Here is a 26264-nt window from a genome sequence, read left to right on the forward strand (position 1 = left end):
CGTCATGATCGTCTCGTGGCGCCGCCTCGCGTCACGGCCGGTGACGTCCTCGATGTCGTCTACGTTCGGTCATGTCTCCTTCAGCCGGCGAGCCACAGGCGGGAGTAGTCGTAGGACGACGCCGTCGGGAGGAACTGGGCGTTGCGGACGCGGGACGCGTGGAACACCGTCGTGGACCGGTCGAGCAGCGGGATGATCGGCGCGTCCGCCATCACGCGCCGGTCCGCGAGCCGCCACAGCCGCGCCGCGCTCTCCGGGGACGACGCCGTCAGCGCGCGGTCGATGAGGCGGTCCACGTCGGGCGAGTCGTAACCGCCGTAGTTGGTGGAGTTCGGCCCGTACAGGCGTCCGTCCAGCAGCGGTTGCAGCACCGAGCGGCCGTTGTTGCCGTACCAGTCGGGCGTCCAGCCGGGCGCGGCGATGTCCCAGTGCCCCTCGCGGGCCTGCGCGGGGTCGGAGATCGTCGACCGGTAGAAGTCGCCGCCGCTGTCGGCGCGCAGCTTCGTCTCGACGCCGCACGCGCGCAGGTTCGCGGCCAGCGACTCCGCGATCTGCCGGTGGACGCTGTTCGTCCGGTACGGGAAGACGAGCGTCAGGTGCGGACGCCCGGCGGCGGCGAGCCTGCGGCGGCACTCGGCGGGGTTCCCCGCGTCGCCCGGCGTCGGGTACGGGTCCGACGGCGCGAACCCCGAACTGCCCGGCGGGATCACCCCGTGCAGCGGACGCGCCACCGACGGCCCGCCGACCAGCTTCACCAGCGCCGACCGGTCCACCGCGTAGGACAGGGCGCGCCGCACGTCCACCCGCGCGAGCGCCCCGCCGTTGTTCGGGCTGCGCGTGTTGAACACGACGTACGGGCTGTTGCTCGGCGTGCGCTGGATCGCGAACCGGGGATCGGCGCGCACCCGGGGCAGCACGGACGTCGGGACGGGCTGGTCCCACGCGAGGTCCGCCGCGCCCGCCTCGATCTGCTGCTGGACGACGTCCGGCGAGTCCTGCCCGAACGTGATCCGGATCGTCGCGACGTGCCGCTCCCGCAGCGGATCGGTCGCCGCGCTCCACGCCGGGTTGCGGCCGAGCGTGATCGACTGCCCGGCGCGGTAGTCGGCGACGCGGTACGGGCCGTCGGAGATCGTGTGCCGCCGGAAGTCGGGACCGTCCGGGAGGAACCGGTCGTACTCGGCGGGCGCGGCGGCCGACGCCTGGAGCGTCAGCAGGTTGAGGAAGTCGCTCGCGGGACGGATCAGGCGGAACACGATCGTCCGGTCGTCGACGGCGTGCACCCCCGGGATCGCGTGCGTGCGCTGGAACGCGGCGATCGCGGCGGGGTCGCGTCCGGACACGCGGCCGAACGCGCGGCAGTACTCGGCCATCCCGCGCAGCGTCGGCAGGAAGTACGCCTGCGACGACGACGGCGACGCCGGGTTGCACAGCCGTTTGAATCCGCGCTCGAAGTCCCCGGCGGTCACCTCGCGCGGCGGCGCGGTGTCCCACCGGACGCCGGGCCGCAGCCGCAGCGTGTACGTCAGCCCGTCCGCCGAGATCCCGTGGCCGCGCGCCGGCACCTTCGCGGCGACGTCGGCGCGCACCGGCATCGTCGCCCCGATCTCGTTGGACGCGCGGATCCCGAGCAGCGTCCGGGAGAACAGCCGCGTCAGCCCGAACCCGCCGACGCTCGCCACGCTCGCCGTGTCCAGGTGCTCCACGTCGGACGACCCGATCACCCGGAGCGTCCCGCCGTCGCGCGGCGGTCCCGGGTCCGCGCCGGCCGGCCCGTCGGCCGTGCAGCCCGCCAGTCCGAGCGCGAGGCAGGCCAAAGCCGCCGCCGCGCCGCGCATGTCACGCGCCATCGAACGCCCCTCACTGCGGTACGGTCCATCATCACCCGCAGTGCCACAGTAAGGCCAGAGTGTAATAACGGCTGCTACATCCCCATTTTCCTTGGGGTAAAAGGGAAGGCCCCGGTGTCCGAGGACACCGGGGCCGTCACCTGGCCGGAAAGCGGATCAGCGTTCCACGTCACCGCGGATGAACGCCTCGACGGCCTCGCGGGCCTGGTCGTCGTTGTACTGCTCCGGCGGGGACTTCATGAAGTACGAGCTGGCCGACAGGATCGGGCCGCCGACCCCGCGGTCCTTGGCGATCTTCGCGGCGCGCACCGCGTCGATGATGACGCCGGCGGAGTTCGGGGAGTCCCAGACCTCCAGCTTGTACTCCAGGTTCAGCGGCGTGTCGCCGAAGGACTTGCCCTCCAGGCGGACGTACGCCCACTTGCGGTCGTCCAGCCACGGCACGTGGTCCGACGGGCCGATGTGGACGTCGGCCTTCGCCATCTCGTGCGGGATCTGGGACGTCACCGACTGCGTCTTGGAGATCTTCTTGGACTGCAGGCGCTTGCGCTCCAGCATGTTCATGAAGTCCATGTTGCCGCCGAAGTTGAGCTGGTACGTGCGCAGCAGCTCGACCCCGCGGTCCTCGAAGAGCTTGGCCATCACGCGGTGCGTGATCGTCGCGCCGACCTGCGACTTGATGTCGTCGCCCACGATCGGCACGCCCGCGTCGGTGAACTTCTGCGCCCACTCCGGGTCGGACGCGATGAACACCGGCAGCGCGTTGACGAACGCGACCTGCGCGTCGATGGCGCACTGCGCGTAGAAGCGGTCCGCCTCCTCCGACCCGACGGGCAGGTAGGACACCAGCACGTCCACCCGGGCGTCCTTCAGGGCCTGCACGACGTCGACCGGCGTGGCGTCCGACTCCTCGATCGTCTCGAGGTAGTACTCGCCGAGGCCGTCGAACGTGTGGCCGCGCTGCACGATGACACCGGACGGCGGAACGTCGGCGAACTTGATCGTGTTGTTCTCGCTCGCGTGGATCGCCTCGGAGAGGTCCATCCCGACCTTCTTGGCGTCCACGTCGAAGGCCGCCACGAACTCGACGTCGCCCACGTGGTAGTCGCCGAACTGCACGTGCATGAGGCCGGGCACCCTGGTCTCGGGGCTCGCGTCCTTGTAGAACTCGACACCCTGGACGAGCGAAGAGGCGCAGTTGCCCACACCCACGATGGCTACGCGCACCGAACCCATCCGGTTGCTCCTTCTCTTCTTGGGGAACATGTGGTGTTTCTTCACCCGCCCCCGAGGGGGTCGGGCCGCTGCTTCAGCGGCCCGTGTCCCGAGGCATGTCCTGATTCGTGGTCTTTGCTTGTTCCTGTTCCGCCCGCTCGCGACCGATCAGCTCGTTGAGCCACCGGACCTCGCGTTCGACGGATTCGAGCCCGTGGTTCTGCAGCTCGAGGGTGTAGCTGTCGACCCGCTCGCGGGTCCGCGCCAGCGCGGCGCGCACGCTCTCCAGCCGCTCCTCCAAACGGCTGCGCCGTCCCTCCAGGATCCGGAGCCGGACGTCGGCCCGGGTGTGCGAGAAGAAGGCGAATCGGACGCCGAACCCCTCGTCCTCCCAGGAGGCGGGTCCCGCCTCGGTCAGGAGCTCCTGAAGGTGCTCCTTGCCCTCGGCGGTGAGCGTGTAGACGATCTTCGACCGGCGGCTCTGCAGCGGGAGCGCCGCGCTCTCGCGCTCCTCGGGCCGGTCCTCCACGATCAGCCCCCTGGCGAGGAGCTGCTTGAGGCACGGATACAGCGACCCGTAGGAGAAGGCGCGGAACATGCCGAGCAGGGCGTTGAGCCGCTTGCGCAGCTCGTACCCGTGCATCGGGGCTCCGTTGAGCAGGCCGAGCACGGCGAGTTCGAGTACTCCCGCGCCCTTCTTGCCCGCCATGCCGCTCTCGCTTCCGCAGATGCCGATGTCTCGTCGTGATGTATCCACTCAATGTATCGAGTCGATACATCTGAAAGATACGTAGCGGCGCGGATCCTGGCAAGTCGCTCCGTCGGTGGCGGACGTCACGCGGGGCGTTCCTTGCCACGTTGCCGCAGGTCAGTCGGGGGAAACGCGGTATTATGCGGTGTTTGTCCGGAGAGTGTGCCAGGCTGGGTGACCAACCTCTCGTGTGTCGTACCGGGAGGCCGGAGGCGGACCGACGCCGATCCGCCGCCCGCTCGCCGGACCCGCAGTCCGCAGCACCCCGTGCACGGCCGGACACCCGCGGTTCACCTGCGCGACTTGCGTCTCTCGCCCACTGGCCCGCGCAGTACCCTTCCGGACGAACGGAGCCCGTCGTCCCCTGCTGATCGAGGTCGCGTGAGTCATCCAGGCCAGCCCCGCCCGGAGTCCGGGTCGCCGCGGCCGGGCGGAGAGAACCAGCAGCCCCGCCCCGGCCGGACCGAGGACCAGGCCCGTCCCGGCGTCGCCCCGGGACCGTCCGCGGGCTCCCCCGGCGGCCCGTCCGGGCCGCCACCGTCCCCTACCCCTGCCGCAACCCCGGCCTTCCCCGCCCCCAGCGCGCCGCGCAATGCCGCAGGCGGCCCGCGCGGCGGCCCTGGCGTCCCGGGCGGTCCGCGCGACGCGGGAGCCGGCCCCGCTGGTCCGCCGTCCGGCGGCGCGGGCGGCCCCGCCGGCCCCGCCGGCCCGTCGTTCGGCGGCACCGGTGGGCCGGGACGTCCAGCGGCCTTCGGCGCTCCCGGCGTCCCGCCTTCCGGCGGTCCGGGTGGTCCCGGCGGGTTCGGCGGCCCTGGCGGACCCGGTGGTCCCGGTGGTCCTGGCGGGCCTGGCGGTCGTGGTCCAGGCGGACCCGGTGGGCCGGGTGGGCCGGGGAAGCGGTCGCGGCTGGCGTTCCTGCGGTCGCGGGAGACCGGGTGGCGGCGGTTCGTGCCGTCGTGGAAGGTCGTCGCCGGGACGGTCGGGCTCGGCCTGGCCGGGATGGGGACGCTGGTCGGCGTCGCGTACGCCAAGACGCCCGTGCCGGACACGGGGAACGCGGACGCCACGAAGACGTCCGCGATCTTCTACTACGCCGACGGCAAGACCGAGATCGGACGGCTCGGCAAGAACCGCGAGCTGATCAAGATCGGGCAGGTGCCCCGGTACGTCCAGGACGCCGTCATCGCGGCCGAGAACCGCAGCTTCCGCACCGACAGCGGCTTCTCGGCCAAGGGCCTCACCCGCGCGGTCTGGAACAACCTCACCGGCGGCGAGACGCAGGGCGGCTCGACCATCACCCAGCAGCTCGCGAAGAACTACTACCTGAGCGACCAGCGGACGATGAGCCGCAAGTTCAAGGAGATGTTCATCTCGCTGAAGCTGGAGGACAAGCTCGGCAGCAAGGACCGCATCCTTGAGCTGTACCTGAACACCATCTACTTCGGTCGCAACGCCTACGGCATCCAGGCGGCGTCCAAGGCGTTCTTCGGCAAGGACGTCGGGGAGCTGACCCCGGACGAGGGCGCGCTGATCGCCGCCGTCATCAACCGTCCCGGCCGCCTGGACCCGCGCAGCGACGACCCGAAGGCCCGTGACCTGACGCGGGCGCGCTACCTCTATGTCCTGGACGGAATGCGCAAGTCGCACACGCTGACGCAGGCCGACTACGACAAGTACAGCAAGAAGCTGCCGACGACGAAGCCGATGGGCGGCCCCGAGGTGTTCGGCGGCCAGCGCGGCTACATGATCAACCGGGCGCTGCTGGAGCTGCAGCGGCAGGGGATCGACCAGAAGACCGTCGTGGACCAGGGCCTCAAGGTCTACACGACGTTCGACAAGCGCAAGATGGCGGCGGCGAAGCGGGCCGTCGAGACGACCGTCCCCGGCGTGGACCCGAAGAAGCTGGCGAAGAAGCACGTCCAGCTCGGCCTGGTCTCGGTCAACACGCGCAACGGCGAGGTCGAGGCGATCTACGGCGGCACCGACTACCTGGACGACCAGTACGACAACGTCTGGTACGGCAGCGCGCAGGCCGGGTCCGCGATGAAGCCGTACACGCTCGCCGCCGCGCTGGAGAAGGGCTACAGCCTCAAGAGCCTGGTGGAGGGACGGTCCGGGCTCTACTTCGACGGCAACGGCAACGTCGTCCCGCGCGGACGCGGCTACGGCCCGATCCCGAACAGCCATCCCGCCAAGGGCGGCATCGACCTGCTCCAGGCGATGAAGCAGTCCACGAACAGCGCGTTCTTCCAGCTCGCGGGCAAGACGGGCATCCGGAACGTCGCGAGGGCGGCGGAGAAGGCGGGCGTGGACCCGTCGATGGTCGAGCCGTACGCGCGCAAGGGGCAGGTCGGCCTGACGCTCGGCATCAACGACCTGCGGCCGATCGAGCAGGCCGCCGGGTACGCGACGTTCGCCAGCGGCGGGACGTACCACCAGCCGCACGTCGTCCGGGACCTGCGGAACCGCGACGGCCAGCGCGTCCGGCGGCTGACCTGGAAGACCACCGAGAACGCCTTCTCCGCGGGGGTCACGGCGGACGTCACCGCCGCGCTCCAGGGCGTCGTCAAGCCGGGCGGGACGGGCGTCGCGGCGGCGCTGCCGGACCGTCCCGTCGCGGGCAAGACCGGAACGACGGACAACAACATCGCCACGTGGTTCGTCGGCTACGTGCCGAAGATCTCCACGGCCGTGACGATGTACAACGACAAGCGCAAGCCGCTGATCGTCAACGGCGCGGTGGTCGAGGGCGGCAGCGTCCCGGCGCGGATCTGGCACGCCTACATGGCGCAGGCCACGGCCGGGACGCCCGTGGACCAGTTCCCGCCCGCCGCCAACATCGGCACGCAGCAGAAGTGGGCGCAGGTCTACAAGCCGCCGAAACACGCCGACAAGCCCAAGTGGTGCAAGGGCCCGCTCGGCGGCATCGACCCGCGCTGCAAGGGCGACAACTCCAAGAAGCCGGCGTGCGACTCCCCGTTCGCGCAGAACTGCGACCCGAACAAGCCGCCGTCCAGCCCGCCGCCGCAGTGGTGGTGCGCGATGCATCCGGGCGAGAAGGCGTGCCGCCGGGGCGGCGGCGGACGGCAGCGCCCCGGGTGGCCGTACGTCCAGCAGTTCGTGCACGAGGTCCCGCTCGATGCCCAGCGCCGAACACGCTGACGCCGTGCCCGCCTTCGGGACGGGTCGGCGACGACGTTTTCGGAACGGTCCCACGCGCTGGCGGCCGTTTCGCCGGGCCTGGGCGGGACGGCGGCTTCGGCACGGAACGTGTGGTCCAGATCGTCCGGGAGCGGGCGATATCACCAGGTCACACAGGTCTGGACCCCTTGCCGCGAACGGCGCAGTACCCTCGGACGACGCAGCCGTACCCCAGGTGATGAGGTCGCGTGAGTAACGGAAGCCAGTTCGGACCCGAATACGGAGACCCCCGTGGACGGGGTCCGCGCCCGCCCGCAGCGGGCGGGCCGAACGTCCCCGGACGACCCGGCCGCCCCCCGGCACCGGGCGGCGTGCCGGGCGAGTCCCCGGTGCCCCCGCGTCCGGGTGGCCGCGCGGCGGGCGGTGGTGGCGGACGGCGCGGCACCGGCCGGCGCGGCGCCCCGTCCGGCGGCGGTGGCGGACGGCGGCGCATGGGCGGTCCGCCGCAGCGCCGCACGGGCAACCCCACCCCCGGCGTCCCCCCGGCGGCTCCGGGCGGCCCGGCGCGTCCCGGCGGCCCCCCCGGCGTCCCGCCGGGCGGCGGCGGCCCACGCGGTCCGGGCGGCCCCGGTGGTCCAGGTGGTCCCGGTGGGCCGGGCGGTCCGGGCGGACCCGGTGGTCCGCGCGGCGGTGGGCCGGGTGGCCCCGGCGGCCCAAAGGGGCCGGACGACTTCTGGGGCGACGAGCGCAAGGGCCGCCGCGCCCGCAAGGACGAGCAGGACGCCGACAAGCCGACCGGCTGGCGCCGCTACGTCCCCGGCTGGAAGAAGTCGCTGGCCATCGCCGGCGTGCTGATCCTCGCGATGGCCTCGCTCGTCGGCGTCGCGTACTGGCAGACGCCGATCCCGGAGGCGACCCAGGAGGCCGCCACCGCGCAGGAGTCGGTGATCTACTACAGCGACGGCGAGACTCCGCTGGCCCGCATCGGCACGCGGCGCGAGGACGTCGACCTGAAGAACGTCCCGCCGCACGTCAGCAAGGCGGTGCTCGCCGCCGAGGACCGCGACTTCTACAGCGAGCCCGGCGTCTCCCCGAGGGGCGTGGCGAGCGCGCTGTTCAGCGCCGCGACCGGCGGCGACGTGCGCGGCGGCTCGACGATCACGCAGCAGCTCGCCCGCAACTACTACGAGGGCCTGAGCCAGCAGCGCAGCATCAGCCGCAAGCTGAAGGAAGTCCTCATCTCGGTGCGTCTCGGCAACGAGAAGGAGAAGGACTGGATCCTCAACCAGTACCTCAACACGGTCGCGTTCGGCCGTGAGGCGTACGGGATCCAGGCGGCGGCGCGGGCCTACTTCCGGACGGACGTCCGCAAGCTCTCGATCAGCCAGGCCGCGATGCTCGCCGCGATGATCCAGCGTCCGTACTACTTCGTGACGTACGGCCCGGACGACCAGCCCGCCAAGAAGGCCCTGATCGAGCGCTGGAACTACGTCCTGGACGGCATGGTCAAGAAGGGCTGGCTGAACGAGTCCGAGCGGGCGCAGCAGCGGTTCCCGAAGACCTACAAGGTCTGGACGGACGTCAAGGACGGCGGCCAGACCGAGTACATGAAGCAGGTCGTCCTGGCCGAGCTGCGCGAACTCGGCATCAGCGACCAGGTGCTGGAGCGCGGCGGCCTGCGCATCACCTCGACGTTCGACAAGAACCTGACGAACTACACGCAGACGCTCATCCAGCAGGTGAAGAAGGAGAACGGCCTCGACGGGCTGATCCACTTCGGGCTGGCGTCGGTGGACCCGCAGACCGGCGGCGTCGTCGCGGCGTACGGCGGTCCGGGGTACACCAAGCAGTCGTTCAACGACTCGTTCCAGGGCGCGGTGCAGCCCGGTTCGTCCTTCAAGCCGATCGTGCTCGCGACGGCGCTGGACAAGGGCATCAGCCTGAACACGACGGTGAACGGCGCCTACAAGCGGACGTTCGGCGACTACACCCCCACCAACGACTCCCGGTCGGAGAACGGCGTCTACAACCTGGTCCAGATGACGCAGCTCTCCATCAACACCGCCTACGTCGACCTCGGGCAGAAGGTGGGCCTGGACAACGTCGTCGAGATGGCGCGGAAGATGGGCGTCCCGGCGTCCAAGGAACTGAGCGCGAACAACGCGTCGCTGCCGCTCGGGCCGATGAACGTCAGCGCCGTCGACATGGCGTCGGTGTACTCGACGTTCGCCAACAGCGGCAAGCACACCCAGGTCCACGTCATCAAGAAGATCGCCGACGCGCGGGGCAACGTCATCAAGCGCCTGCCCTACAAGGAGAAGGAGATCTTCTCGCCGGGCGTCGCCGGTGACGCGACCAAGGCGATGCGCGCGGTGGTGACGTCCGGTACGGGACGGAAGGCGAGCCTCGGGTCGCGTCCGGTCGCGGGCAAGACCGGTACGACCGACAAGAACCAGTCGGCCTGGTTCGTCGGCTACACCCCGCAGTACGCGACGGCCGTGGCGATGTGGCGGCAGACCAAGGACGGCAGGAAGCGCCTCTCGCTCCAGGGGATCGGCGGCTACAGCCAGATCTACGGTGGAGACGTCCCGGCCATGACCTTCCAGCGGTACATGACGAAGGCGCTGGAGAACGCCCCCATCAAGGAACTGCCCGCCGCCGTCAACGGCGGGGACATCCCCAACTGGGCGGCGCCGAAGCCGAGGCCGACGCCGACCAACACGCCGAAGCCCGAGGCGACGCCGACCTGCGGCCCCGGCGAGGACGGTCAGGACGCCGAGGGCAACCCGTGCAAGCCGGTGCCGTCGGTGACCCCGACGATGCCGACCAAGACCCCGACGCCGGGCGTGCCGTGCGACTTCTTCGGCCAGCCGCCGGGCTGCACGCCGTCGTCGTCCCCGCCCACGACCCGGACGCCGAAGCCGCCGGGCCGCAACAACGGCACGGGCTGACCCGGGCCGCGCGCCCCGCCGGGGGCGCGCGGTCCACCCCGGGGCGCCTCTAGTCTTGGCCCCATGTCCACGCCGAAACAGCAGGAAAGCGACGTCCCCGGGCGCGTCGCGCGGCTCGTCCCCGTCCTGACCGGGGTGACGGCGCTGGTGGCGCTGCTCGGCTGGGCGCAGAAGCAGCCGTGCGCGCGGGCCGGGTTCGACTTCGTCAAGACGACGACGAACGCCTGCTACACCGACGTCTACCCGCTGTACTTCGCGCGCGGACTGTCCGACGGCAAGGTCCCCTACCTGGACTCGTTCGCCGGCGACAGCATCCACTACGTCGAGTACCCGGTGCTCAGCGGCTTCTTCATGCAGGTCACGGCGTGGCTGGCGCATCCGTTCGGCGCGGACGCCCGGGGCATGGCGTTCTACCGGATCACGGTCGGGCTGCTGGCCGTGCTCGCGATCGTCGCCGTCCTCGCGACCGCGTACGCGGCCGGACGGCGTTCGCTGCGGACGGGCCTGATGGTCGCGCTGTCCCCCGCGCTGCTGCTCACCGCGTACATCAACTGGGACCTGCTGGCCGTCGCGCTCGCGGCCGTCGCGCTGTGGGCGTGGTCGGCGCGGCGTCCGGCGCTCGCCGGGGTCCTGCTGGGGCTCGCGATCGCGGCGAAGTTCTACCCGCTGCTGTTCCTCGGTCCGCTCGTGCTGCTGTGCGTGCGCGCCGGGCAGTACCGCGCGCTCGGACGGCTGCTCGCCGGGACGGCCGGCGCGTGGCTCGTCGTGAACGTCCCGATCATGGTCCTGTCGTGGGACGGCTGGCTGGAGTTCTACCGGTTCAGCCAGGAGCGCGGCATCGACTGGGGCTCGGTGTTCTTCTACCTGCGCGACCACGGCGTCCCGCAGGCCGCCGAGCGCGACACGCTGAACCTGCTCGGCACCGGGACGTTCCTCGTCCTCGCGGCGGGGATCGCGGTGCTGGCGCTGTGCGCGCCGCGCCGTCCGCGCCTGCCGCAACTGCTGCTGCTGGTGCTGGTGGCGTTCATGCTGCCGAACAAGGTCTGGTCGCCGCAGTACGTGCTGTGGCTGCTGCCGCTGGTCGTGCTGGCGCGGCCGAAGCTGCCCGCGTTCCTGCTGTGGCAGGCGGGCGAGATCGCCTACTTCTTCGGCATCTGGTGGTACCTGCTGTCGGTGACGTTGCAGCGCCACGGCGCGGACCTGTCGGCGACGCTGTCGTCCGTCGTCCATCTGAGCGCGCCCGCCGACGGCATCTCGGAGGACGTGTACTACCTCGCGCTGTTCGCCCGGTTCGCGACGGTCGCGCTGCTCGCGGTGCTGGTGGTGTGGGAGATCCTGCGGCCCGGGTCGGACGCGGTGCGCGCGGACGGCTCCGACGACCCGGCGGGCGGCGTCCTCGACGGCGCGGCCGACCGGTTCAGCCTGGCGCGGCTGCGCGCCCGCCGCGCCGTCCGCGACCCGGAGCCCGCGCTCGCCTGACCGTGTTGCCTGACCGTGTTGCCAGGCCGCCGCGCGGGGTAGTCAGTTGATCATGCGTGGTGTGTTCGTGCTGGTCATGACGTTGCTCATCGCCGGGCTACCCGGGGTCGCGGTGGCGCGGGAGGCGCCGGTCGGCGCGCGGGCGGGCCTGCTGGTGGACGACGCGACCGGCCGGACGCTCTGGTCGCGCCGCGCGGACGAACGGCGTCCCGTCGCGAGCATCACCAAGGTCATGACCGCGCTCGTCGTGCTGCGCGCCGGGCATCTCGACCGGACGATCCGGATCGCCGCCGCCCACCGCGCCTACGCCGTCGCCCGGCACGGCTCGACGGCGGGCCTGCGCGTCGGCGACCGGCTCACGGCGCGGGACCTGCTCGCCGCGCTGCTGCTGCCGTCCGGCTGCGACGCCGCCGCCGCGCTCGCCGACGCCTACGGGCCGGGACGGACGCAGTTCGTCCGGCGCATGAACGCGACCGCCCGCGCGCTCGGCCTGCGGAACACGCGGTACACCGACGCGGCGGGGCTGCCGGAGCCGTCCGGCGCGGACACGAGCTTCTCGACGGCCCGGGATCAAGTAGTGCTCGGCCGCCGCGCGCTGCGGGTGCCGGGTTTCGCGCGGATCGTCCGGCGTGCCCGATACATCGTGCCGCGCACGGCGGCGCACGGCCGCTACGTCTGGCGCACGACGAACGCGCTGCTCACGACGTACCGCGGCGCGACGGGCGTCAAGACGGGCTTCACGCGGGCGGCGGGCTACAGCCTGCTGTTCGCGGCGCGGCGCCGGGGGCGGACGCTGGTCGGGATCGTCCTGAACAGCTCGCGGACGGACGGCGGTGCCCGGTTCGCCGACGCCCGGCGGCTCCTCGACCGGGGCTTCACCGGACGTTCCACGTGAAACCGCCGGTCAGGGCACCCGGGCGGGAGCGTCCGGCTCGGCGCGGCCCTCGTCCACCGGACGGCCGGTGCTCTCGCGGATCGTCCAGGAGAACGGCTCGCCCGCGTCGGTCGCCAGGCCCTGCGCCCACCGGCGGATCGACGCCCGGATCGACGCGTCGGCGGCGTCCCGGTCGGCGGCGTGGAGGTGCACCGGCCCGGCCATGATGCCCTGCCGGGGCCGCATGTCGAGGACGTAGCGGTATTCCTGCATGCCCGCAGCGTGGCACACACGGCTTGACCTCGCTTACCTCGCTGGGACGTTCGCGCCGGTCGGGGCGTCGCCGGACGAGCGGCCGGAAACGCTCTCCCACGACCGCCACGACAGGAGACCACCATGATCGCGCACCGGACCGTCGCCCACGGCGCCCTCGCCGCCGCCCTGCTGCTCGGCGGCACGGCCTGCGGGACCGGCGGCGAGGCGACCACGGCCGCGGCGCCGCGGCCCGCCGCGTCGACCGCGCTCCCGGACGTCTCGCCGGACAAACTGCCCAAAGAAGCCGTCCGCACGCTGGAACTGATCGACCGGGGCGGGCCGTTCCCCTACCGCAAGGACGGAACGACCTTTCGGAACCGTGAGAACAAACTGCCCCAGGAGCCCAGTGGCTACTACCGCGAGTACACGGTTCCGACCCCGCGCTCGCAGGATCGCGGCGCCCGGCGCGTCGTGGCCGGTAAGAACGGCGAGCGCTACTACAGCGGCGACCACTACCGCAGTTTCGCCCGCGTCCTGTGGAAGCGGACGCGGTGATCGCGGAGGAAGGGAGAGGACGTGGACGGCCCCGTCGGCGACCTCGTGACCGGGCGCGTGAAGGCCGGCGTCTACCAGTGGCGCACAGCGGCGCGCGGCGGCTGGCGCGGCCCCGCCGAACGGGCGGGCTGGCACGTGTTCCACCTGGACGGGCACCTCATCCGGGGCAAGGACGCCCTGCTGCGCCACTGCGCCGAGGCGTTCGCGTTCCCCCGTCCGGCCGACTGGGACGAACTGGAGACCCGCCTCGCCGACCTGTCCTGGCTGCCCCCCGCACGCGGGCGCCTGCTGGTCTACGAGGCGTGGACCGAACTCGCCGAGACCGAGGAGGCGTCCTTCCGCCGGGCGCTCGAGGTCCTCACCCGGACCGCCGAGACGTGGCGCGACACCGGCACCCCCGTGGTGGTGCTGCTCCCGAGCACCACCACGGAGATCGCGGGCGTCCCGAAACTCGCCTGACCGGCCGTCAGTAGGTGCTGCTGCTGCCCGCGCCCGCCAGGCCCATCGCGGCGAACAGGCCGATGTAGAACAGCCAGAACAGGATCCAGCCGACGGACACGATGTAGCCGAGGATCAGTCCGGCGACCGCCATCCCCGAGCCGCCCTCGCCGGTACGCTTGATCTGGCTCTGCGCCACGTGCCCGAAGATGATCGCGAGGATCGACGTCAAACCGCACGCGACGAACCCGATCAGGCCGCAGACGAGCGACGCGGTGGCCATGCCGTTGGTCGGCGCGACGGCCGGCGGGCCGCCGTAGTAGTGGTGCTGCACCGGAGGCGGCTGCTGGGAGTACTGCGCGTAGGGGTCGTGCTGGCCATAGGGGTCGTACGGATTCGACATGGGATTCCTGATCGGGATCGCGCGCGTGCCGCCGTAGGCCGGACTGTGCGCTGGGGGGCTGGGTTCCGGATTATGCCAGTGTGACGTCCCAGGGGGCGGTTTGTCGCCGTCCCGGTCCCTCAGGATGTTAGATGCCGGGTCCGACGGCGCGGTTCCCGGCAGACCGGAAAAACGGAGGTCGGCCTGATCAGGCCAGGCTCTCCCGCAGCCACGCGATGTCGTTCGCCTGCCCCGCCGCGGGCGTCTCCACCACGACCGGCGCTCCCGCCGCGCGCACCACGCCGAGGATCAGCTCGGGGTCGATCGTGCCGCTGCCGATGTTGGCGTGCCGGTCCGCTCCGGAGCCGAACGCGTCCCGGCTGTCGTTGCAGTGGACGAGGTCGATGCCGCCCGTCACGGACTTGATGCGGTCCACGGCGTCGATCAGTTCCTCGCCGGCCGCGTGCGCGTGGCACGTGTCCAGGCAGAACCCGACCTTGCTGTCGATGTCGGTGACGCCCGACAGGATCTCCCACAGCCGGGCGATCCGGTCGAACCGGCGGGCCATCGCGTTGCCCCCGCCCGCCGTGTTCTCGATGTAGATCGGGATCGGCGTCTCCAGGCGCTCGAACACCTTGCGCCAGTTCTCGAAGCCGTTCTCCGGGTCGTCGTCCTTGAGCACGTGGCCGCCGTGGACGATCAGCGCCTTCGCCCCGATCCCCGCCGCCGCCTCCAACTGCTGCTGGAGCAGCTTCCGGCTCGGGATGCGGATGCGGTTGTTGGACGTCGCCACGTTGATCACGTACGGGGCGTGGACGAACACCTCCACGTCCGCGTCCCGGACGGCCTCGATCCCCTCCGGCAGGACCGGCTTCTTCCAGCCCTGCGGGTCGCCGAGGAAGAACTGGACGACGTCCGCGCCGCGCTCGCGGGCGCTCTCGATCGGCCGGTTCTGATCGACATGGGCTCCGATGCGCATGTTTCCGAGAGTAGCCGGGCTCCGGACGGGACGCGTCCGAACGCCCGTACCGGTCGCGCACCGGGTCACGCTCGGGGTCACATGGTGAAGCCGCCGTGCCGCAGCGCGAACCCCGCCCCCACGAAGGAGCCGACCATGCCGACGACGTTCAGCCACCGCTGCCCGGTGGTGACCGACATCATCTGCGAGTACAGCGCGACGGGCAGCCCGATGATGCCGAGGACGAGCCCGGCGACGTGCGTGGCCGAGATGAAGCCGAGGAACAGGGCGACGACGCCGAGGACGAACGCGACCGCGGCGACCATGTTGAACCGCGCGACGACCCGGGCGTGGGCGGCGGTCGTGGCGTGGGCGGTGTCGCCCGCTCCGCTCTCCCGGCCGCCGGTGACGTGCTGCGTCATGCCGACCTCCCCTTTCGGTAGGACCCGGCGCGGCGGCGCTTGCGCGCCGGTCCCGTAGAGATTCCCGGATGATCCCGGATCAACCGGGGGCCGGTCGGCGAAAACGTCGGACGCAGGCGGTACGGTCGAACAAGGTTTCGAGAGACCGGGAGGGCGGAGCGCGATGCGGGAGAGCGAACTGGCGGTCATCGGCGACGTGGAGCTGGTCGAGGAGCTGTCGATCCTGACGACCCAGACGGCCCGGATGCGCGCCCGGATGGCCGACATCATGGCCGAACTCGACCGTCGGCGGACGCACCGGACACCGCCGCCGTCCCGTCCGCCGCATCCACCGCGTCCGCACCGGCGCTGAGCGGGTTCGCCGAGGCTGGCGCGGTCGTCACCGGCGCTTGGTAGCCTGTAGCGGTCCCGCGGCAGGTCGCCCCCATCCGGAGCCGACGGCCGCGGTGGACGCACGAGCCCTCCTGTCACGGAAAGACCGTGACCGCACCAGTCCAGAGGAGGTAGGGACACAGCATGCGTCGTTACGAAGTCATGACCATTCTCGACCCGGCCATTGACGAGCGCACCGCCGGAGCGGCCCTGGAGCCGTTCCTGAACGTGGTCAAGACCGACGGCGGCAGCGTCGAGAAGGTCGACGTCTGGGGTCGCCGCCGGCTGGCGTACGACATCCAGAAGAAGTCCGAAGGCATCTACGCGGTGGTCGACCTGTCGGCTGAGCCTGCCACGGTCAAGGAAATGGACCGTCAGCTCAACCTGAGCGAGTCGGTCCTCCGCACCAAGGTCATCCGCCCCGAGGTCCACTGAGCCACGGCCAGCCCTCACACCAGCCGGAGCGAGCCACCATGGCAGGCGACACCGTCATCACCATCGTCGGGAACCTCGTGGAGGATCCCAACCTGCGTTTCACCCCGAGCGGCCAGGCGGTCGCGTCGTTCCGTCTCGCGTCGACCCCGCGGTTCTTCGACCGCCAGGCGAACGAGTGGAAGGACGGCGAGGCGCTGTTCCTGACCTGCAACGTGTGGCGGCAGGCGGCGGAGAACTGCGCCGAGAGCCTCACCCGCGGCATGCGGGTCATCGTGCAGGGCCGGCTCAAGCAGCGGTCGTACGAGACGCGCGAGGGTGAGAAGCGCACCGTGTTCGAGGTCGAGGTCGACGAGGTCGGCCCGTCCCTCCGCAACGCCACCGCGAAGGTCAACAAGACCCAGCGGCAGGGCGGCGGCGGGTTCGGCGGCGGCCAGGGCGGCGGCGGCTTCAACGGCGGTGGCGGCGGCCAGGGCGGCGGCTTCAACGGCGGCGGTCAGGGCGGCGGCGGGTTCAACGGGGGCGGCGGTCAGGGCGGCGCCCCGGCCGACGACCCCTGGGCCACCGGCGGCGGTGGCGGCGGGGGCGGCGGAGGCTACTCCGACGACCCGCCGTTCTAACCGGCACTTGCACGAAATCACCACGTCCATTCCCGCGTGAGCGGGGCTCTCTCTAAGGAGCACCACGATGGCGAAGCCACCTCCCCGCAAGCCCAAGAAGAAGGTTTGCGTTTTCTGCCAGGAGAAGATCTCCTACGTCGACTACAAGGACACCGGTCTGCTGCGGAAGTTCATCTCCGACCGCGGCAAGATCCGTGCCCGTCGCGTGACCGGCAACTGCACGCAGCACCAGCGCGACGTCGCCACGGCGATCAAGAACGCGCGCGAGATGGCGCTGCTGCCGTACACCAGCACCGCGCGCTGAGAAGGGGGGTCACCGAGATGAAGCTCATCCTGACTCAGCAGGTGTCCGGGCTCGGCGAGCCCGGCGACGTGATCGAGGTCCGCGACGGCTACGGCCGCAACTACCTCGTGCCGCGCGGGTTCGCGATCAAGTGGACGCGCGGCGCGGAGTCGCAGGTCGAGTCGATCAAGAAGGCGCGGTCGGCGCGCGAGATCGCGACGGTCGAGCACGCCAAGGAGGTCGCCGGCCGGCTCAAGTCGATCAAGGTGACGCTGCGGACCCGGACGGGCGCCAACGGCCGCCTGTTCGGCGCCGTGACGGCCGCCGACATCGCCGCGGCCGTCAAGGACGCCGACGGTCCCGACCTGGACCGCCGCCGGATCGAGATCGGCAACCCGATCAAGACGACCGGCACGCACCAGGTCAGCGTCCGCCTCCACGCGGAGGTCAGCGCGACGATCGACGTCAACGTCGTGTCCGCCTGACGCAACGCGAGCACCGACGGCCGGGTCCCCGCGACGGGGGCCCGGCCGTTCCGCGTTCCGGCGCAACGCCCAAGATCATCTGGTTGCCGCCCCCCGCGGCCTGCGTCGATTACCGTCCGTTACAAGATCATGTGCGGACGGGGGTGGCCGGTGGAGTTCACACGGCGGGTGCTGCTCGGGGGCCTGGCGGCGGTGCCGTTCGGGCTGGGCGGCGGCACGGCGGCGGCGGCGCGCAGGCCGGAGGTGGCGGCGCGGGAGCGGTGGGGGGCGGTTCCGGCGACGTCCGCGATCCGGGTGCTGGACCGCGCGCCGGACCGCATCGTCGTCCACCACACGGGCGGAGCGAACGCCACGGACGTCTCGGTCGAGCACGCCTACGAGTTGTCACGTTCCATTCAGCGGTTCCACATGGAGGGACGCGGCTGGAGCGACATCGGGGAGCAGCTCACGATCAGCCGGGGCGGCCAGGTCATGGAGGGCCGCACGGGCAGTCTCGCCTCGATCGCGTCCGGGCGGCTGACCGTCGGCGCGCAGGTGCTCGGCCACAACGAGCACACGCTCGGCATCGAGAACGAGGGCACGTACATGGACGTGGACGTCCCCGATCCGCTGTGGGCGTCCCTGGCCGAGACCTGCGCGTGGCTGTGCGCGGCGTACGACCTGGACCCGGGCGACGCGATCGTCGGGCACCGCGATTTCAACTCCACGGACTGCCCCGGCGACGTCCTGTACGCGCGGCTGCCGGAGCTGCGGCAGGAGGTGGGGGCGCTGCTCGGCCGGCGCGTGCGGGCCGTCCGGCGGACGCGTGTGGCGGGGCGGCATGGCACGTTCCGCCGCGACTGAGGTCAGTCGCGTCCGTAGCGCGTGCGGCGGCGGGCGATGTCGGGGTCGACGGTCTCGACGAGCGTCCACAGGAGGGCGATGCGCTCCACCAGCACGTCCGGCGGCAGGCCGGCGGGACCGTCGGCCGCGAGATCGTCGATGGCCTGCTGGAGCCGGGCCATCCGCTCGCCGTACGTAGAACACATGTTCGGATCGTAGCGAGAGTGATCGTTGTCGCGTCCGTGTTCGCGCTAGTGACGCACGGCACCCGTGACGAGCCAGGCGTCGCCGCGTGCCCGTGCGGTGAGCGTGACCAGCCGGGTCGCCATCCACAGGCCGATCGCGAGCCACAGCGCGACCAGCCCGGCGTGGCGGGCGGCGAGCGCGGCGGGGAGGAAGACGGCGGTGGCGAGGACGGTCGTCCGGGCGAGGTACGCGCCGTCGCCCGCGCCGATGAGGATGCCGTCCAGCACGAAGACCGCGCCCGCGACCGGTTGCATGAGCGCGACGACGATCAGGGACGCGAGCAGCAGGCGCCGCACGTCCGCATCGTCGGTGAACAGGCCGGGCAGCCACGGCCGGACGGCGAGGACGAGCGCGCCGAAGACGACCCCGCAGCCGACGCCCCACCGCACCATGCGGCGGGTCACGTCGCGCGCGTCCGCCGGGTCCGCCGCGCCGAGGTACCGGCCGGTGACGGCCTGGCCGGCGATGGCGATGGCGTCCAGCGCGAAGGCCAGCAGCGTCCAGATCTGGAAGCCGACCTGGTAGGCCGCGATCTGCGGGTCGCCCATGCGCGCGGCGACGGACGTCCCGACGAGGAGGACGGCGCGGAGCGCGGCCGTCCGCAGCAGCAGCGCGACCCCGGCGGTCGCGGCGGTGCGCAGGCCGGCCGTGTCGGGCCGGACGGACGCGCCGTGCCGTCGCGCCGCGCGCAGCACGACCGCGACGTAGACGGCGGCGCTCCCGGTCTGCGCCAGGACCGTTCCAGCGGCGGACCCGGCGATGCCCCGATCGAGGACGAGCACGAACAGCGCGTTGAGCGCGAGGTTGACCGAGAAGCCGCCGACGGAGACGGCGAGGGGCGTGCGGGTGTCCTGGAGGCCGCGCAGGACGCCCGTCCCGGCGAGGACGACCAGCATCCCCGGGATCCCGAACAGGCTCACGCGCAGGTACGTCTCGGCGTGCGGCGCGACGGCGGCGGACGCGCCGAACAGGTCCACGAGCGACGGGACGAGCGGGAACCCGAGCACGACCAGCGCGACGCCGATCAGGGCGGCGAGCCAGACGCCGTCCACGCCCTGCCGGACGGCGGCGCGCAGGTCGCCCGCGCCGACCAGCCGCGCGACCCCGGCCGTCGTGCCGTAGGCGAGGAAGACGCAGAGGTAGACGAGCGTGGCGAGGATCTGCCCGGCGACGCCGAGCGCGCCGAGGCTCTCGGTGCCGAGGTGCCCGACGATCGCCGAGTCCGACAGCAGGAACAGGGGTTCGGCGACGAGCGCGCCGAAGGCCGGGACGGCGAGGCGGAGGATCTCCCGGTCGCGGGGGCCGAGCATGATCCTCCTCACGCGGCCGGGCCGGTAACCGACAATCCCATTTTAGTACTTACACGACATTTCGGGCGAACTTTCTTTCGCCCACACCCGGTGGATGAAGTCCGTGCAGGTCAACCGGTGTTCGCGGCGCGACGGCAGTTGTTGTCCACAGGGGTTGTCCACAGGTCCTGCACACGTTTGACGGCGTGTCTGCACAGGTTATCCACAGGGTCGTCCACATTGCTCTTTGCTCCCCGGGCGCGGGGGCTCGCAGAATGTCAGACGCTCGGGATAGACGTGGGATGAACACACGGCGACGGCGAACGGGGCCGCCGGCGCCGAGGGAGGGGGCCGCCATGAGCGTCACGGACCTCGGCTCTGAGGAGCGCGAGTTCGAACGCACCCCGCCGCACGACATCGCCGCGGAACAGGGCGTGCTCGGCGGGATGCTGCTCTCCCAGGACGCGATCGCCGAGGTGGTCGAGGTGCTGCGCACCGCCGACTTCTACCGGCCCGCGCACCAGATCCTCTACGACGCCGTCCTCGACCTGTACGGCCGGGGCGAGCCCGCCGACGCCGTCACGGTCGCGGGCGAACTGACCAAACGCGGCGAGATCGGGCGCGTCGGCGGCGCGCCCTACCTGCACACGCTCATCTCGTCGGTGCCGACGGCGGCCAACGCGGGCTACTACGCCAAGATCGTCCGCGAGCGGTCCGTGCTGCGCAAACTGGTCGAGACGGGCACGCGGATCGTCCAGATGGGCTACGCGGCGGACGGCGCCGACGCCGACGACGTCCTCGACCGCGCCCAGGCCGAGGTCTTCGCCATCGCCGAGAAGCGCTCCGGCGAGGACTACCTGCCGCTCAGCGAGATCATGCCGGACGCGCTGGACGAGATCGAGGCGATCGGCAGCCGCGGCGGCCAGATGACCGGCGTCCCCACCGGCTTCGCCGACCTGGACTCCCTGACCAACGGCCTGCACTCCGGGCAGATGATCGTCGTCGCGGCCCGTCCCGCGATGGGCAAGGCCCTCGCCCTCGACACCCCGCTCCCCACGCCCACCGGCTGGACGACGATGGGCCGCGTCCGCGTCGGCGACCGCCTGATCGGCGCCGACGGCCGCCCGACGCGCGTCGTCGCAGCGACCGAGGTCATGGCGGGCCGCCCCTGCTTCGAGATCGAGTTCTGCGACGGCGAGACCATCGTCGCCGACGCCGACCACCAATGGCGCACCACCCCCACGCCCCAACGCCACCTCGCCCGGAGCACCACCGCCCACGCCGTCACCGCCCACGGCATCACGGCTCACGGCGGCGTCCACGGCCTCACGGAGCGCCGGTACGGGCGCACAGCCGTGCTGGGCGCCCGTTTGAGGCGTGCTGGCGGGGCGGGACGGCGTGCGGTCATGGCGTGCCGGGGCGCGGCGGGCGTGACGGTGACGCGGGCCATCGCGGACGACCTTCGCCGCGGCGTCCGGCACGTGGTCGAGCACGCGGCGGCGTTCGCGCTGCCGCACGCCGACCTGCCGACGGACCCGTTCGCGCTCGGTGCCCGGCTCGCGCGGCGCGGCGCGGCGCGGATCCCCGCGCGGTACCTGCGCGCGTCCGCCGAACAGCGCCGCGCGCTCCTGCACGGCCTGCTCGGCGCGTCGGCGTCCGGATTCGCCTGCGCGGACGAGGGCCTGGCGCACGACGTGCGGGAACTCGCGCTCGGCCTGGGCCGGCACGCGGTCGTCGCCGCCGCGCCGGACGGCTACCGCGTGGCGATCTCCGCCGGGACGGGCCGCGCGATCGTCGCGGTGCGTCCGGTGCGCAGCGTGCCGGTCCGGTGCGTCCAGGTCGACAACACCGACCACCTGTACCTGGCGGGCCGCTCCTGCGTCCCGACGCACAACTCCACGCTCGCACTCGACTTCGCCCGCGCCGCCTCGATCAAACACGGCCTGACCTCGGCGTTCTTCAGCCTGGAGATGGGCCGCAACGAGATCACGATGCGGCTGCTGTCCGCCGAGGCGCGCGTGGCGCTGCACGCGATGCGCTCGGGCACCATGCAGGACGAGGACTGGACGCGCCTCGCCCGCCGGATGAGCGAAGTCGCCGAGGCCCCCCTGTTCATCGACGACTCGCCGAACATGTCGATGATGGAGATCCGCGCGAAATGCCGGCGCCTGAAACAGCAGCACGACCTGCGCCTCGTCATCATCGACTACCTGCAGCTCATGTCGTCCGGAAAACGCGTCGAGTCGCGCCAGGTGGAGGTCTCGGAGTTCTCCCGCTCACTGAAACTCCTGGCGAAGGAACTCGGCGTCCCGGTCATCGCGCTGTCGCAGCTCAACCGAGGCCCCGAACAACGCACCGACAAGAAACCGATGGTGTCGGACCTGCGAGAATCCGGTTCGATCGAGCAGGACGCCGACATGGTGATCCTGCTCCACCGCGAGGACGCCTACGAAAAGGAGTCCCCCCGCGCCGGCGAGGCCGACCTGATCGTCGCCAAACACCGCAACGGCCCGACCGCAACCGTGACCGTCGCCTTCCAAGGCCACTACAGCCGCTTCGTCGACATGGCCCAGTGATCGGTCCGCCGCCGGACCGGGTGGGCCCGGCGGCGGGGGGATCAGGGGGCGTTGACGAGGCCGACCGGGGGCACCTTCACGGTGCGCTTTCCGGGCGTGCCGCCGAGGATCACCTTGCGCAGTGACACGTTGTTGTTGAGGTTTCCCTCGAACAGGCGGTGCGCCGGGTTGGCGATGACCTGGATGTAGTACGTGCCGTTCTTCAGATGGGAGATGTCGAACGACTGGCCTGGCAGATCTTGGACGTAGGTGTCGCCGGAACCGACGTCCAGCACTTCGCGCACCGACAGCGATGAAAGGTCACCGCAGGCGGTGTGCAGGTCGGTGTTCTCGGGCTTCCAGTTGGCGTTGCGGACGAGCTGGTTGATCGCGTCGGTGTTGGCGAGGCAGAACGCCTCCTTCTGGCTGCGCACGACCTCCTTCTTGTCCGCGCCGAGCAGCCGGTAGCTCGCGAAGTCCTTGAAATGCCAGTGCTCGTGGCCGTGGCGGGCGTCCCATTCCATGCCGCCCGTCCGGGCGTAGCCGACCTGGCGGCCGTTGCCGTCGAAGAAGTACTGGTAGGCGTCCATGAGGCCCTGCTTGACGCGGAAACCGTCCACGACCAGCGGCGACGGCCCGGCGTTCCACACATTGGCGGCGAACGCGAGGTAGTCGGGCCGGGTCGCCGCCGTGCCGTGCTCCTCGGCGTCGTGGTTCACCTCGATGTTCCACGCGGGCAGGGCGCGCAGGTCGGGCTTCGGGCCGTTCGGCACGGCGCCCCCGCCGGACGGCTTCGGACCGGCCTTCAGTGTCGGCGTTCCGCTGGCGCGGGGGCGTCCCTCGTCGTCGGTGACGGTCCGCACCTTCACCTTGATCTTCTTCGCGGTGGCGGAGATCCCGAACTGCCGCTGGTAGGGCGCGGTGACGCTGACGGTGGCGGTGTACGTCCCGTCCGCCAGCTTCACCTGCGGGTTCGCCTGGTTGTAGCCGGTGATGGCCGTCGCCCAGCCGTTCTGGACGCCCCAGACCGAGCCGAGCGTCCACGGGTTGTCGGAGCAGCCGTCGGGATACGGGCTCTTGTCCGGTGCGCCGGGTTTTACGCGGGCGGGCGAGGCGGACGGGCATACGTCCTGGTACCGGTCGACGACCTTTTTTCCCTTGGCGTCGGTCAGCGTCACGTGCAGGAAGCGCGAAAAGCCGCCGAAATTTTTGACGAGACCGGCGGGCAGCGGTTCGGTGCGCGTTTTCCCGCCCGTCCGGACGACGCGGCTCGCGGTGATCGGGTCCTTGTAGGACTTCCGCTGCGCGCGGATCTCGAACGGCGTTCCCGTCGCGCCCAGATAGACGCCGAGGTCGAGATCGGAGCGCGGCCAGTCCTTGTACTGCGTGAGCGTGACCTCGGACGACGCGGCGATCAGTTCCAGTCCGCTTTTCGCCGGAGCCGCCTCGGCCGCGGGCACACCGGTGACGGCGAGCGCGGCGAGTCCCGCGACGGTGAGCACGACCGGACGGCCCGGATGCGAAATTCTGTTGATGGCGATCCTCCGTGAATCGGCGCCCCATGAAGGCGGAGACGTCGATGAGACGCCGACCGACGCGGGCGGGGTTCGGTGCCCGTCCGGTCCGCATGAGGACGCCGGAGGCTGGAACTTTTCCCGGCGATCCGGGGTGGGCCTAGACCCACCGTGACACGGCCCTCACGCCCACCGACAGGACCGTTCCCGCGGGCGAGGATTCAGGAAGTCGAAAGAACGGAGTCCCCCCATGAACGAGGTCCTCGCCCGCCGATTCAGCGGTTGCACCGCGCTCGCCGCCGCCGTCGCGCTGATCGTCGAAGTGCCGCTGTATTTCGTCTACTCGGGTCCGCCGCCGGACTCGAACATTCTCAGCCGGCTGCTGCTCGGCATTCTCGCCCTCGGCGCCCTGCTCCTCTTCGCGACCGGGTTCCGCGAGCTGATCAAGCGGGTGAGCCCGGAGCACGAATGGATCGGGACGCTCGCGTTCGCCACCGGGCTCGCGTATTCCGTGGTCACGCTCGTCTCCAGCGGCCTGGAGGCGGGGGACGTCATCGCGACGGACGCGTCCATCGACCCGACCATCACCGTCCACGGAACCTATATTCTTTACGGCTCGATCGGCCGGATGCTCCTCGCGATGTTCCTCACCGCGATCGGCTTCGCGATCTCCCGGACGCGTGCCCTGCCGCGCTGGACGAGCGTTTCCGCCTTTGTGCTCGCGGTGGTGAACGTGGCGTTCATCCCGTCCCTTTTCTTCGGGAACGAGCCCGCCCATTTCTACGCCGCGAACGGCTGGGCGACCACGGCCCTCATGGGCGCGATCCTCAGCTACTGGCTGCTCGCGCTCGGGATCTCGATCGTCCGCAGTGCGCGCCGCTGACCGTTCCTCACACCCGGGCGGGCCCGCAGGGTTCGTCCGGGTCGACGATCCGCGCCAGCAGCGCCATGAGCTGTTCGCGCTCCCGCGGGGTGAGCGGCGCGACGAGTTCGTCGTTCGCCTCGCGGCCGAGCCGTTCGGTGAGGTCGAACCGGCGCCGTCCCTCGGCGGACAGCTCGATCGCGTTCTTGCGCCGGTCGCGCGGGTCGGGCCGACGGGTGACCAGCCCGTCGGCCTGGAGGTCGTTGAGGATCACGACCATGTCCTTCGGGTCGACGCCGAGGCTGCGGCCGAGGTCGGCCTGGGAGACGGGGGCGAGTTCGGCGACGGCGGCGAGGACGGCGTGGTGGGTCATCCGCAGGTCCGCGCGGGCGAGGGCGGCGGCGACGAGGCGGTGGCCACGGGCGGCGGCGCGGCCGAGCAGCCAGCTCGGGAGCGCGCGGATGGTCTGCGGTGCGGCGGGAGCGTCGGGCATGGGGAAAGCGTATCCCGGAAGTCGTTGGGTCAACCCATGATAATGTTGGGAATCCCAATGAAAGGAGAGGGTGCGTGCGTCGTATCCGTCACCATGAGCACGGCGGTCCCGAGGTGCTGCGGCTGGAGGAGGCCGACGTCCCCGAACCCGGTCCGGGTGAGCTGCTGGTCCGCGCGGAGGCGATCGGGGTGACGCTTCCGTCGGTGCGCAGGGTCCGGGACGAGCGGACCGCGCTGCCCGGCGTGCTCGGCGGCGAGGTCGCCGGACCCGTGCTCGCGGTCGGCGCCGGGGTGGACGGCTTCGCGGTGGGTGACCGCGTGACTTCGCTCACGCTGAGCGGTTCGTACGCCGACATCGTCGTCGCCCCGACGTTCCTCGCCAGTCGCATCCCGGACGATGCGGACGCCGTGGACGCGGTCGCGCTCGTCCGCGGCGGGCACGTCGCGCTCGCCGCGCTGGTCACCGGGGCGGTCACGCCGTCCGACGCCGTCCTGATCACCGGGGCGGCGAGCGGCGCCGGGCATCTCGCCGTGCAGCTCGCGAAGCTCCAGGGCGTCCGGCGGGTGGTCGCCGCGGTGGGCTCGCGCGCCAAGGCGGACTTCCTGCGGGGGCTCGGCGCGGACGAAGTGGTCGCCTACGACGAGGGCGACTGGGGCGAACCGGTCGATGTCGTCTTGGACGGCGTCGGCGGCGACGTCCTCCCGCGCGCCCTCGCCGCGCTCGTCCCGGGCGGACGGCTCGTGTTCTTCGGGTCCGGCGGCGGGACCGTCCCGGCCTTCGACCTGCTCGCCGGCGGCAAGACGATCACGGGCCTGACGATGGGGCGGTTCTCGGTTATCCACAGGGATGTGTACGAGCGGCACACGGACGACCTCTGGACCTACCATCGCGAGAAGCGGTTGACGGCGGTCGTCCACGCGGAGATCCCGCTGGCCGACGCCGCCCGCGCGCACGAAATCATCGAGGCGCGCGCCAACCTCGGAAAGGTCGTCCTTCGTCCCTGATCGCGGGAGGTCCGAT

General features: G+C 71.6%; 26 protein-coding genes. 15 read left to right on the forward strand and 11 right to left on the reverse strand.

The window, feature by feature from the left end; all coding sequences use genetic code 11:
* Positions 1–80 precede the first annotated feature (80 nt).
* From BTM25_RS03530 to BTM25_RS03540, 3 genes are all read right to left on the reverse strand, one after another.
* Positions 81–1850, reverse strand: a complete 1770-nt coding sequence (locus BTM25_RS03530; RefSeq protein WP_235828182.1) for an ABC transporter substrate-binding protein — start codon at positions 1848–1850, stop codon at positions 81–83.
* Between the two features lie 156 nt (positions 1851–2006).
* The gene (locus tag BTM25_RS03535; protein WP_103561303.1) at positions 2007–3086 is read right to left on the reverse strand and encodes an inositol-3-phosphate synthase; all 1080 of its coding nucleotides are present in this window, start codon (positions 3084–3086) and stop codon (positions 2007–2009) included.
* A 73-nt stretch (positions 3087–3159) separates the two neighbouring features.
* Positions 3160–3774: a PadR family transcriptional regulator gene (locus tag BTM25_RS03540; RefSeq protein WP_103561304.1), complete on the reverse strand. Its 615-nt coding sequence runs from the start codon at positions 3772–3774 to the stop codon at positions 3160–3162.
* Positions 3775–4764: 990 nt separating this feature from the next.
* Between BTM25_RS03540 and BTM25_RS03545 the strand changes: the two genes are divergently transcribed.
* The 4 genes from BTM25_RS03545 to BTM25_RS03565 all read left to right on the forward strand — a co-directional run bounded on the left by BTM25_RS03545 (position 4765) and on the right by BTM25_RS03565 (position 12282).
* On the forward strand, positions 4765–6978 hold the full coding sequence (locus tag BTM25_RS03545) for a transglycosylase domain-containing protein (protein ID WP_103561305.1): 2214 nt from the start codon (positions 4765–4767) through the stop codon (positions 6976–6978).
* A 368-nt stretch (positions 6979–7346) separates the two neighbouring features.
* Complete coding sequence (locus tag BTM25_RS03555; RefSeq protein ID WP_235828184.1) at positions 7347–9908, forward strand: transglycosylase domain-containing protein; 2562 nt, start codon at positions 7347–7349, stop codon at positions 9906–9908.
* A 63-nt stretch (positions 9909–9971) separates the two neighbouring features.
* Positions 9972–11387 carry a glycosyltransferase family 87 protein gene (locus BTM25_RS03560; RefSeq protein ID WP_103561308.1) on the forward strand — a complete coding sequence of 472 codons (1416 nt, stop codon included), beginning with the start codon at positions 9972–9974 and terminating at the stop codon, positions 11385–11387.
* 52 nt (positions 11388–11439) lie between these two features.
* Positions 11440–12282: a D-alanyl-D-alanine carboxypeptidase family protein gene (locus tag BTM25_RS03565; protein ID WP_146058941.1), complete on the forward strand. Its 843-nt coding sequence runs from the start codon at positions 11440–11442 to the stop codon at positions 12280–12282.
* Positions 12283–12291: 9 nt separating this feature from the next.
* On the opposite strand, the gene BTM25_RS03570 is transcribed toward BTM25_RS03565, so the two are convergent.
* Positions 12292–12534, reverse strand: a complete 243-nt coding sequence (locus BTM25_RS03570; RefSeq protein ID WP_103561310.1) for a hypothetical protein — start codon at positions 12532–12534, stop codon at positions 12292–12294.
* Between the two features lie 123 nt (positions 12535–12657).
* Between BTM25_RS03570 and BTM25_RS03575 the strand changes: the two genes are divergently transcribed.
* Positions 12658–13071: a ribonuclease domain-containing protein gene (locus BTM25_RS03575; RefSeq protein WP_103561311.1), complete on the forward strand. Its 414-nt coding sequence runs from the start codon at positions 12658–12660 to the stop codon at positions 13069–13071.
* A gap of 21 nt (positions 13072–13092) precedes the next feature.
* Complete coding sequence (locus BTM25_RS03580) at positions 13093–13530, forward strand: barstar family protein (RefSeq protein WP_103561312.1); 438 nt, start codon at positions 13093–13095, stop codon at positions 13528–13530.
* Between the two features lie 7 nt (positions 13531–13537).
* On the opposite strand, the gene BTM25_RS03585 is transcribed toward BTM25_RS03580, so the two are convergent.
* The 3 genes from BTM25_RS03585 to BTM25_RS03595 all read right to left on the reverse strand — a co-directional run bounded on the left by BTM25_RS03585 (position 13538) and on the right by BTM25_RS03595 (position 15271).
* On the reverse strand, positions 13538–13912 hold the full coding sequence (locus tag BTM25_RS03585) for a DUF4190 domain-containing protein (RefSeq protein WP_103561313.1): 375 nt from the start codon (positions 13910–13912) through the stop codon (positions 13538–13540).
* A gap of 187 nt (positions 13913–14099) precedes the next feature.
* Positions 14100–14870: a deoxyribonuclease IV gene (locus BTM25_RS03590; protein ID WP_103561314.1), complete on the reverse strand. Its 771-nt coding sequence runs from the start codon at positions 14868–14870 to the stop codon at positions 14100–14102.
* A gap of 77 nt (positions 14871–14947) precedes the next feature.
* The gene (locus tag BTM25_RS03595) at positions 14948–15271 is read right to left on the reverse strand and encodes a hypothetical protein (protein ID WP_103561315.1); all 324 of its coding nucleotides are present in this window, start codon (positions 15269–15271) and stop codon (positions 14948–14950) included.
* 163 nt (positions 15272–15434) lie between these two features.
* Here BTM25_RS03595 and BTM25_RS03600 point away from each other — a divergent pair, with 163 nt between their 5' ends.
* The 6 genes from BTM25_RS03600 to BTM25_RS03625 all read left to right on the forward strand — a co-directional run bounded on the left by BTM25_RS03600 (position 15435) and on the right by BTM25_RS03625 (position 18306).
* Positions 15435–15623 (forward strand): hypothetical protein, encoded by a 189-nt coding sequence (locus tag BTM25_RS03600; RefSeq protein ID WP_103561316.1) that lies wholly within the window; start codon positions 15435–15437, stop codon positions 15621–15623.
* 164 nt (positions 15624–15787) lie between these two features.
* Positions 15788–16078, forward strand: coding sequence for a 30S ribosomal protein S6 (gene rpsF, locus BTM25_RS03605; RefSeq protein WP_103561317.1), 291 nt, complete (start codon positions 15788–15790; stop codon positions 16076–16078).
* Positions 16079–16116: 38 nt separating this feature from the next.
* A complete protein-coding gene (locus BTM25_RS03610; protein WP_103561318.1) occupies positions 16117–16695 on the forward strand; it encodes a single-stranded DNA-binding protein in 579 nt (192 codons plus the stop codon).
* A 67-nt stretch (positions 16696–16762) separates the two neighbouring features.
* Positions 16763–16999, forward strand: coding sequence for a 30S ribosomal protein S18 (rpsR, locus tag BTM25_RS03615; RefSeq protein WP_019631633.1), 237 nt, complete (start codon positions 16763–16765; stop codon positions 16997–16999).
* 17 nt (positions 17000–17016) lie between these two features.
* Positions 17017–17463: a 50S ribosomal protein L9 gene (gene rplI / locus BTM25_RS03620; RefSeq protein WP_103561319.1), complete on the forward strand. Its 447-nt coding sequence runs from the start codon at positions 17017–17019 to the stop codon at positions 17461–17463.
* 150 nt (positions 17464–17613) lie between these two features.
* Positions 17614–18306 (forward strand): peptidoglycan recognition protein family protein, encoded by a 693-nt coding sequence (locus BTM25_RS03625; protein WP_235828186.1) that lies wholly within the window; start codon positions 17614–17616, stop codon positions 18304–18306.
* Positions 18307–18308: 2 nt separating this feature from the next.
* On the opposite strand, the gene BTM25_RS29045 is transcribed toward BTM25_RS03625, so the two are convergent.
* On the reverse strand, positions 18309–18491 hold the full coding sequence (locus BTM25_RS29045) for a hypothetical protein (protein WP_146058942.1): 183 nt from the start codon (positions 18489–18491) through the stop codon (positions 18309–18311).
* 45 nt (positions 18492–18536) lie between these two features.
* On the reverse strand, positions 18537–19841 hold the full coding sequence (locus BTM25_RS03630; protein WP_103561321.1) for an MATE family efflux transporter: 1305 nt from the start codon (positions 19839–19841) through the stop codon (positions 18537–18539).
* Between the two features lie 335 nt (positions 19842–20176).
* Between BTM25_RS03630 and dnaB the strand changes: the two genes are divergently transcribed.
* On the forward strand, positions 20177–22396 hold the full coding sequence (gene dnaB / locus BTM25_RS03635; protein ID WP_103561322.1) for a replicative DNA helicase: 2220 nt from the start codon (positions 20177–20179) through the stop codon (positions 22394–22396).
* A 41-nt stretch (positions 22397–22437) separates the two neighbouring features.
* Here the strand turns inward: dnaB and BTM25_RS03640 are convergent, their stop codons facing one another.
* Positions 22438–23877: a lysyl oxidase family protein gene (locus BTM25_RS03640; protein ID WP_205647951.1), complete on the reverse strand. Its 1440-nt coding sequence runs from the start codon at positions 23875–23877 to the stop codon at positions 22438–22440.
* 262 nt (positions 23878–24139) lie between these two features.
* Here BTM25_RS03640 and BTM25_RS03645 point away from each other — a divergent pair, with 262 nt between their 5' ends.
* Complete coding sequence (locus BTM25_RS03645) at positions 24140–24772, forward strand: hypothetical protein (RefSeq protein WP_103561324.1); 633 nt, start codon at positions 24140–24142, stop codon at positions 24770–24772.
* A 7-nt stretch (positions 24773–24779) separates the two neighbouring features.
* On the opposite strand, the gene BTM25_RS03650 is transcribed toward BTM25_RS03645, so the two are convergent.
* Positions 24780–25244 (reverse strand): MarR family winged helix-turn-helix transcriptional regulator, encoded by a 465-nt coding sequence (locus BTM25_RS03650; protein WP_103561325.1) that lies wholly within the window; start codon positions 25242–25244, stop codon positions 24780–24782.
* A 74-nt stretch (positions 25245–25318) separates the two neighbouring features.
* Here BTM25_RS03650 and BTM25_RS03655 point away from each other — a divergent pair, with 74 nt between their 5' ends.
* Entirely contained in the window at positions 25319–26248 is a 930-nt protein-coding gene (locus tag BTM25_RS03655) for a quinone oxidoreductase family protein (protein WP_103561326.1), read from the forward strand.
* The last annotated feature ends 16 nt before the right edge of the window (positions 26249–26264 follow it).

It is taken from the genome of Actinomadura rubteroloni, from assembly GCF_002911665.1.
GTDB classification, from domain to species: Bacteria; Actinomycetota; Actinomycetes; order Streptosporangiales; family Streptosporangiaceae; genus Spirillospora; species Spirillospora rubteroloni.

Coding starts and splice junctions, on each gene's coding strand:
- rplI (WP_103561319.1), top strand. CDS start 17,017: ATGAAGCTCATCCTGACTCAGCAGGTGTCCGGGCTCGGCGAGCCCGGC.
- BTM25_RS03575 (WP_103561311.1), top strand. CDS start 12,658: ATGATCGCGCACCGGACCGTCGCCCACGGCGCCCTCGCCGCCGCCCTG.
- BTM25_RS03650 (WP_103561325.1), bottom strand. CDS start 25,244: ATGCCCGACGCTCCCGCCGCACCGCAGACCATCCGCGCGCTCCCGAGC.
- BTM25_RS03645 (WP_103561324.1), top strand. CDS start 24,140: ATGAACGAGGTCCTCGCCCGCCGATTCAGCGGTTGCACCGCGCTCGCC.
- BTM25_RS03560 (WP_103561308.1), top strand. CDS start 9,972: ATGTCCACGCCGAAACAGCAGGAAAGCGACGTCCCCGGGCGCGTCGCG.
- BTM25_RS03630 (WP_103561321.1), bottom strand. CDS start 19,841: ATGCTCGGCCCCCGCGACCGGGAGATCCTCCGCCTCGCCGTCCCGGCC.
- BTM25_RS03590 (WP_103561314.1), bottom strand. CDS start 14,870: ATGCGCATCGGAGCCCATGTCGATCAGAACCGGCCGATCGAGAGCGCC.
- BTM25_RS03530 (WP_235828182.1), bottom strand. CDS start 1,850: ATGGCGCGTGACATGCGCGGCGCGGCGGCGGCTTTGGCCTGCCTCGCG.
- rpsR (WP_019631633.1), top strand. CDS start 16,763: ATGGCGAAGCCACCTCCCCGCAAGCCCAAGAAGAAGGTTTGCGTTTTC.
- BTM25_RS03535 (WP_103561303.1), bottom strand. CDS start 3,086: ATGGGTTCGGTGCGCGTAGCCATCGTGGGTGTGGGCAACTGCGCCTCT.
- BTM25_RS03565 (WP_146058941.1), top strand. CDS start 11,440: ATGCGTGGTGTGTTCGTGCTGGTCATGACGTTGCTCATCGCCGGGCTA.
- BTM25_RS29045 (WP_146058942.1), bottom strand. CDS start 18,491: ATGTGTTCTACGTACGGCGAGCGGATGGCCCGGCTCCAGCAGGCCATC.
- BTM25_RS03570 (WP_103561310.1), bottom strand. CDS start 12,534: ATGCAGGAATACCGCTACGTCCTCGACATGCGGCCCCGGCAGGGCATC.
- dnaB (WP_103561322.1), top strand. CDS start 20,177: ATGAGCGTCACGGACCTCGGCTCTGAGGAGCGCGAGTTCGAACGCACC.
- rpsF (WP_103561317.1), top strand. CDS start 15,788: ATGCGTCGTTACGAAGTCATGACCATTCTCGACCCGGCCATTGACGAG.
- BTM25_RS03585 (WP_103561313.1), bottom strand. CDS start 13,912: ATGTCGAATCCGTACGACCCCTATGGCCAGCACGACCCCTACGCGCAG.
- BTM25_RS03540 (WP_103561304.1), bottom strand. CDS start 3,774: ATGGCGGGCAAGAAGGGCGCGGGAGTACTCGAACTCGCCGTGCTCGGC.
- BTM25_RS03610 (WP_103561318.1), top strand. CDS start 16,117: ATGGCAGGCGACACCGTCATCACCATCGTCGGGAACCTCGTGGAGGAT.
- BTM25_RS03600 (WP_103561316.1), top strand. CDS start 15,435: ATGCGGGAGAGCGAACTGGCGGTCATCGGCGACGTGGAGCTGGTCGAG.
- BTM25_RS03595 (WP_103561315.1), bottom strand. CDS start 15,271: ATGACGCAGCACGTCACCGGCGGCCGGGAGAGCGGAGCGGGCGACACC.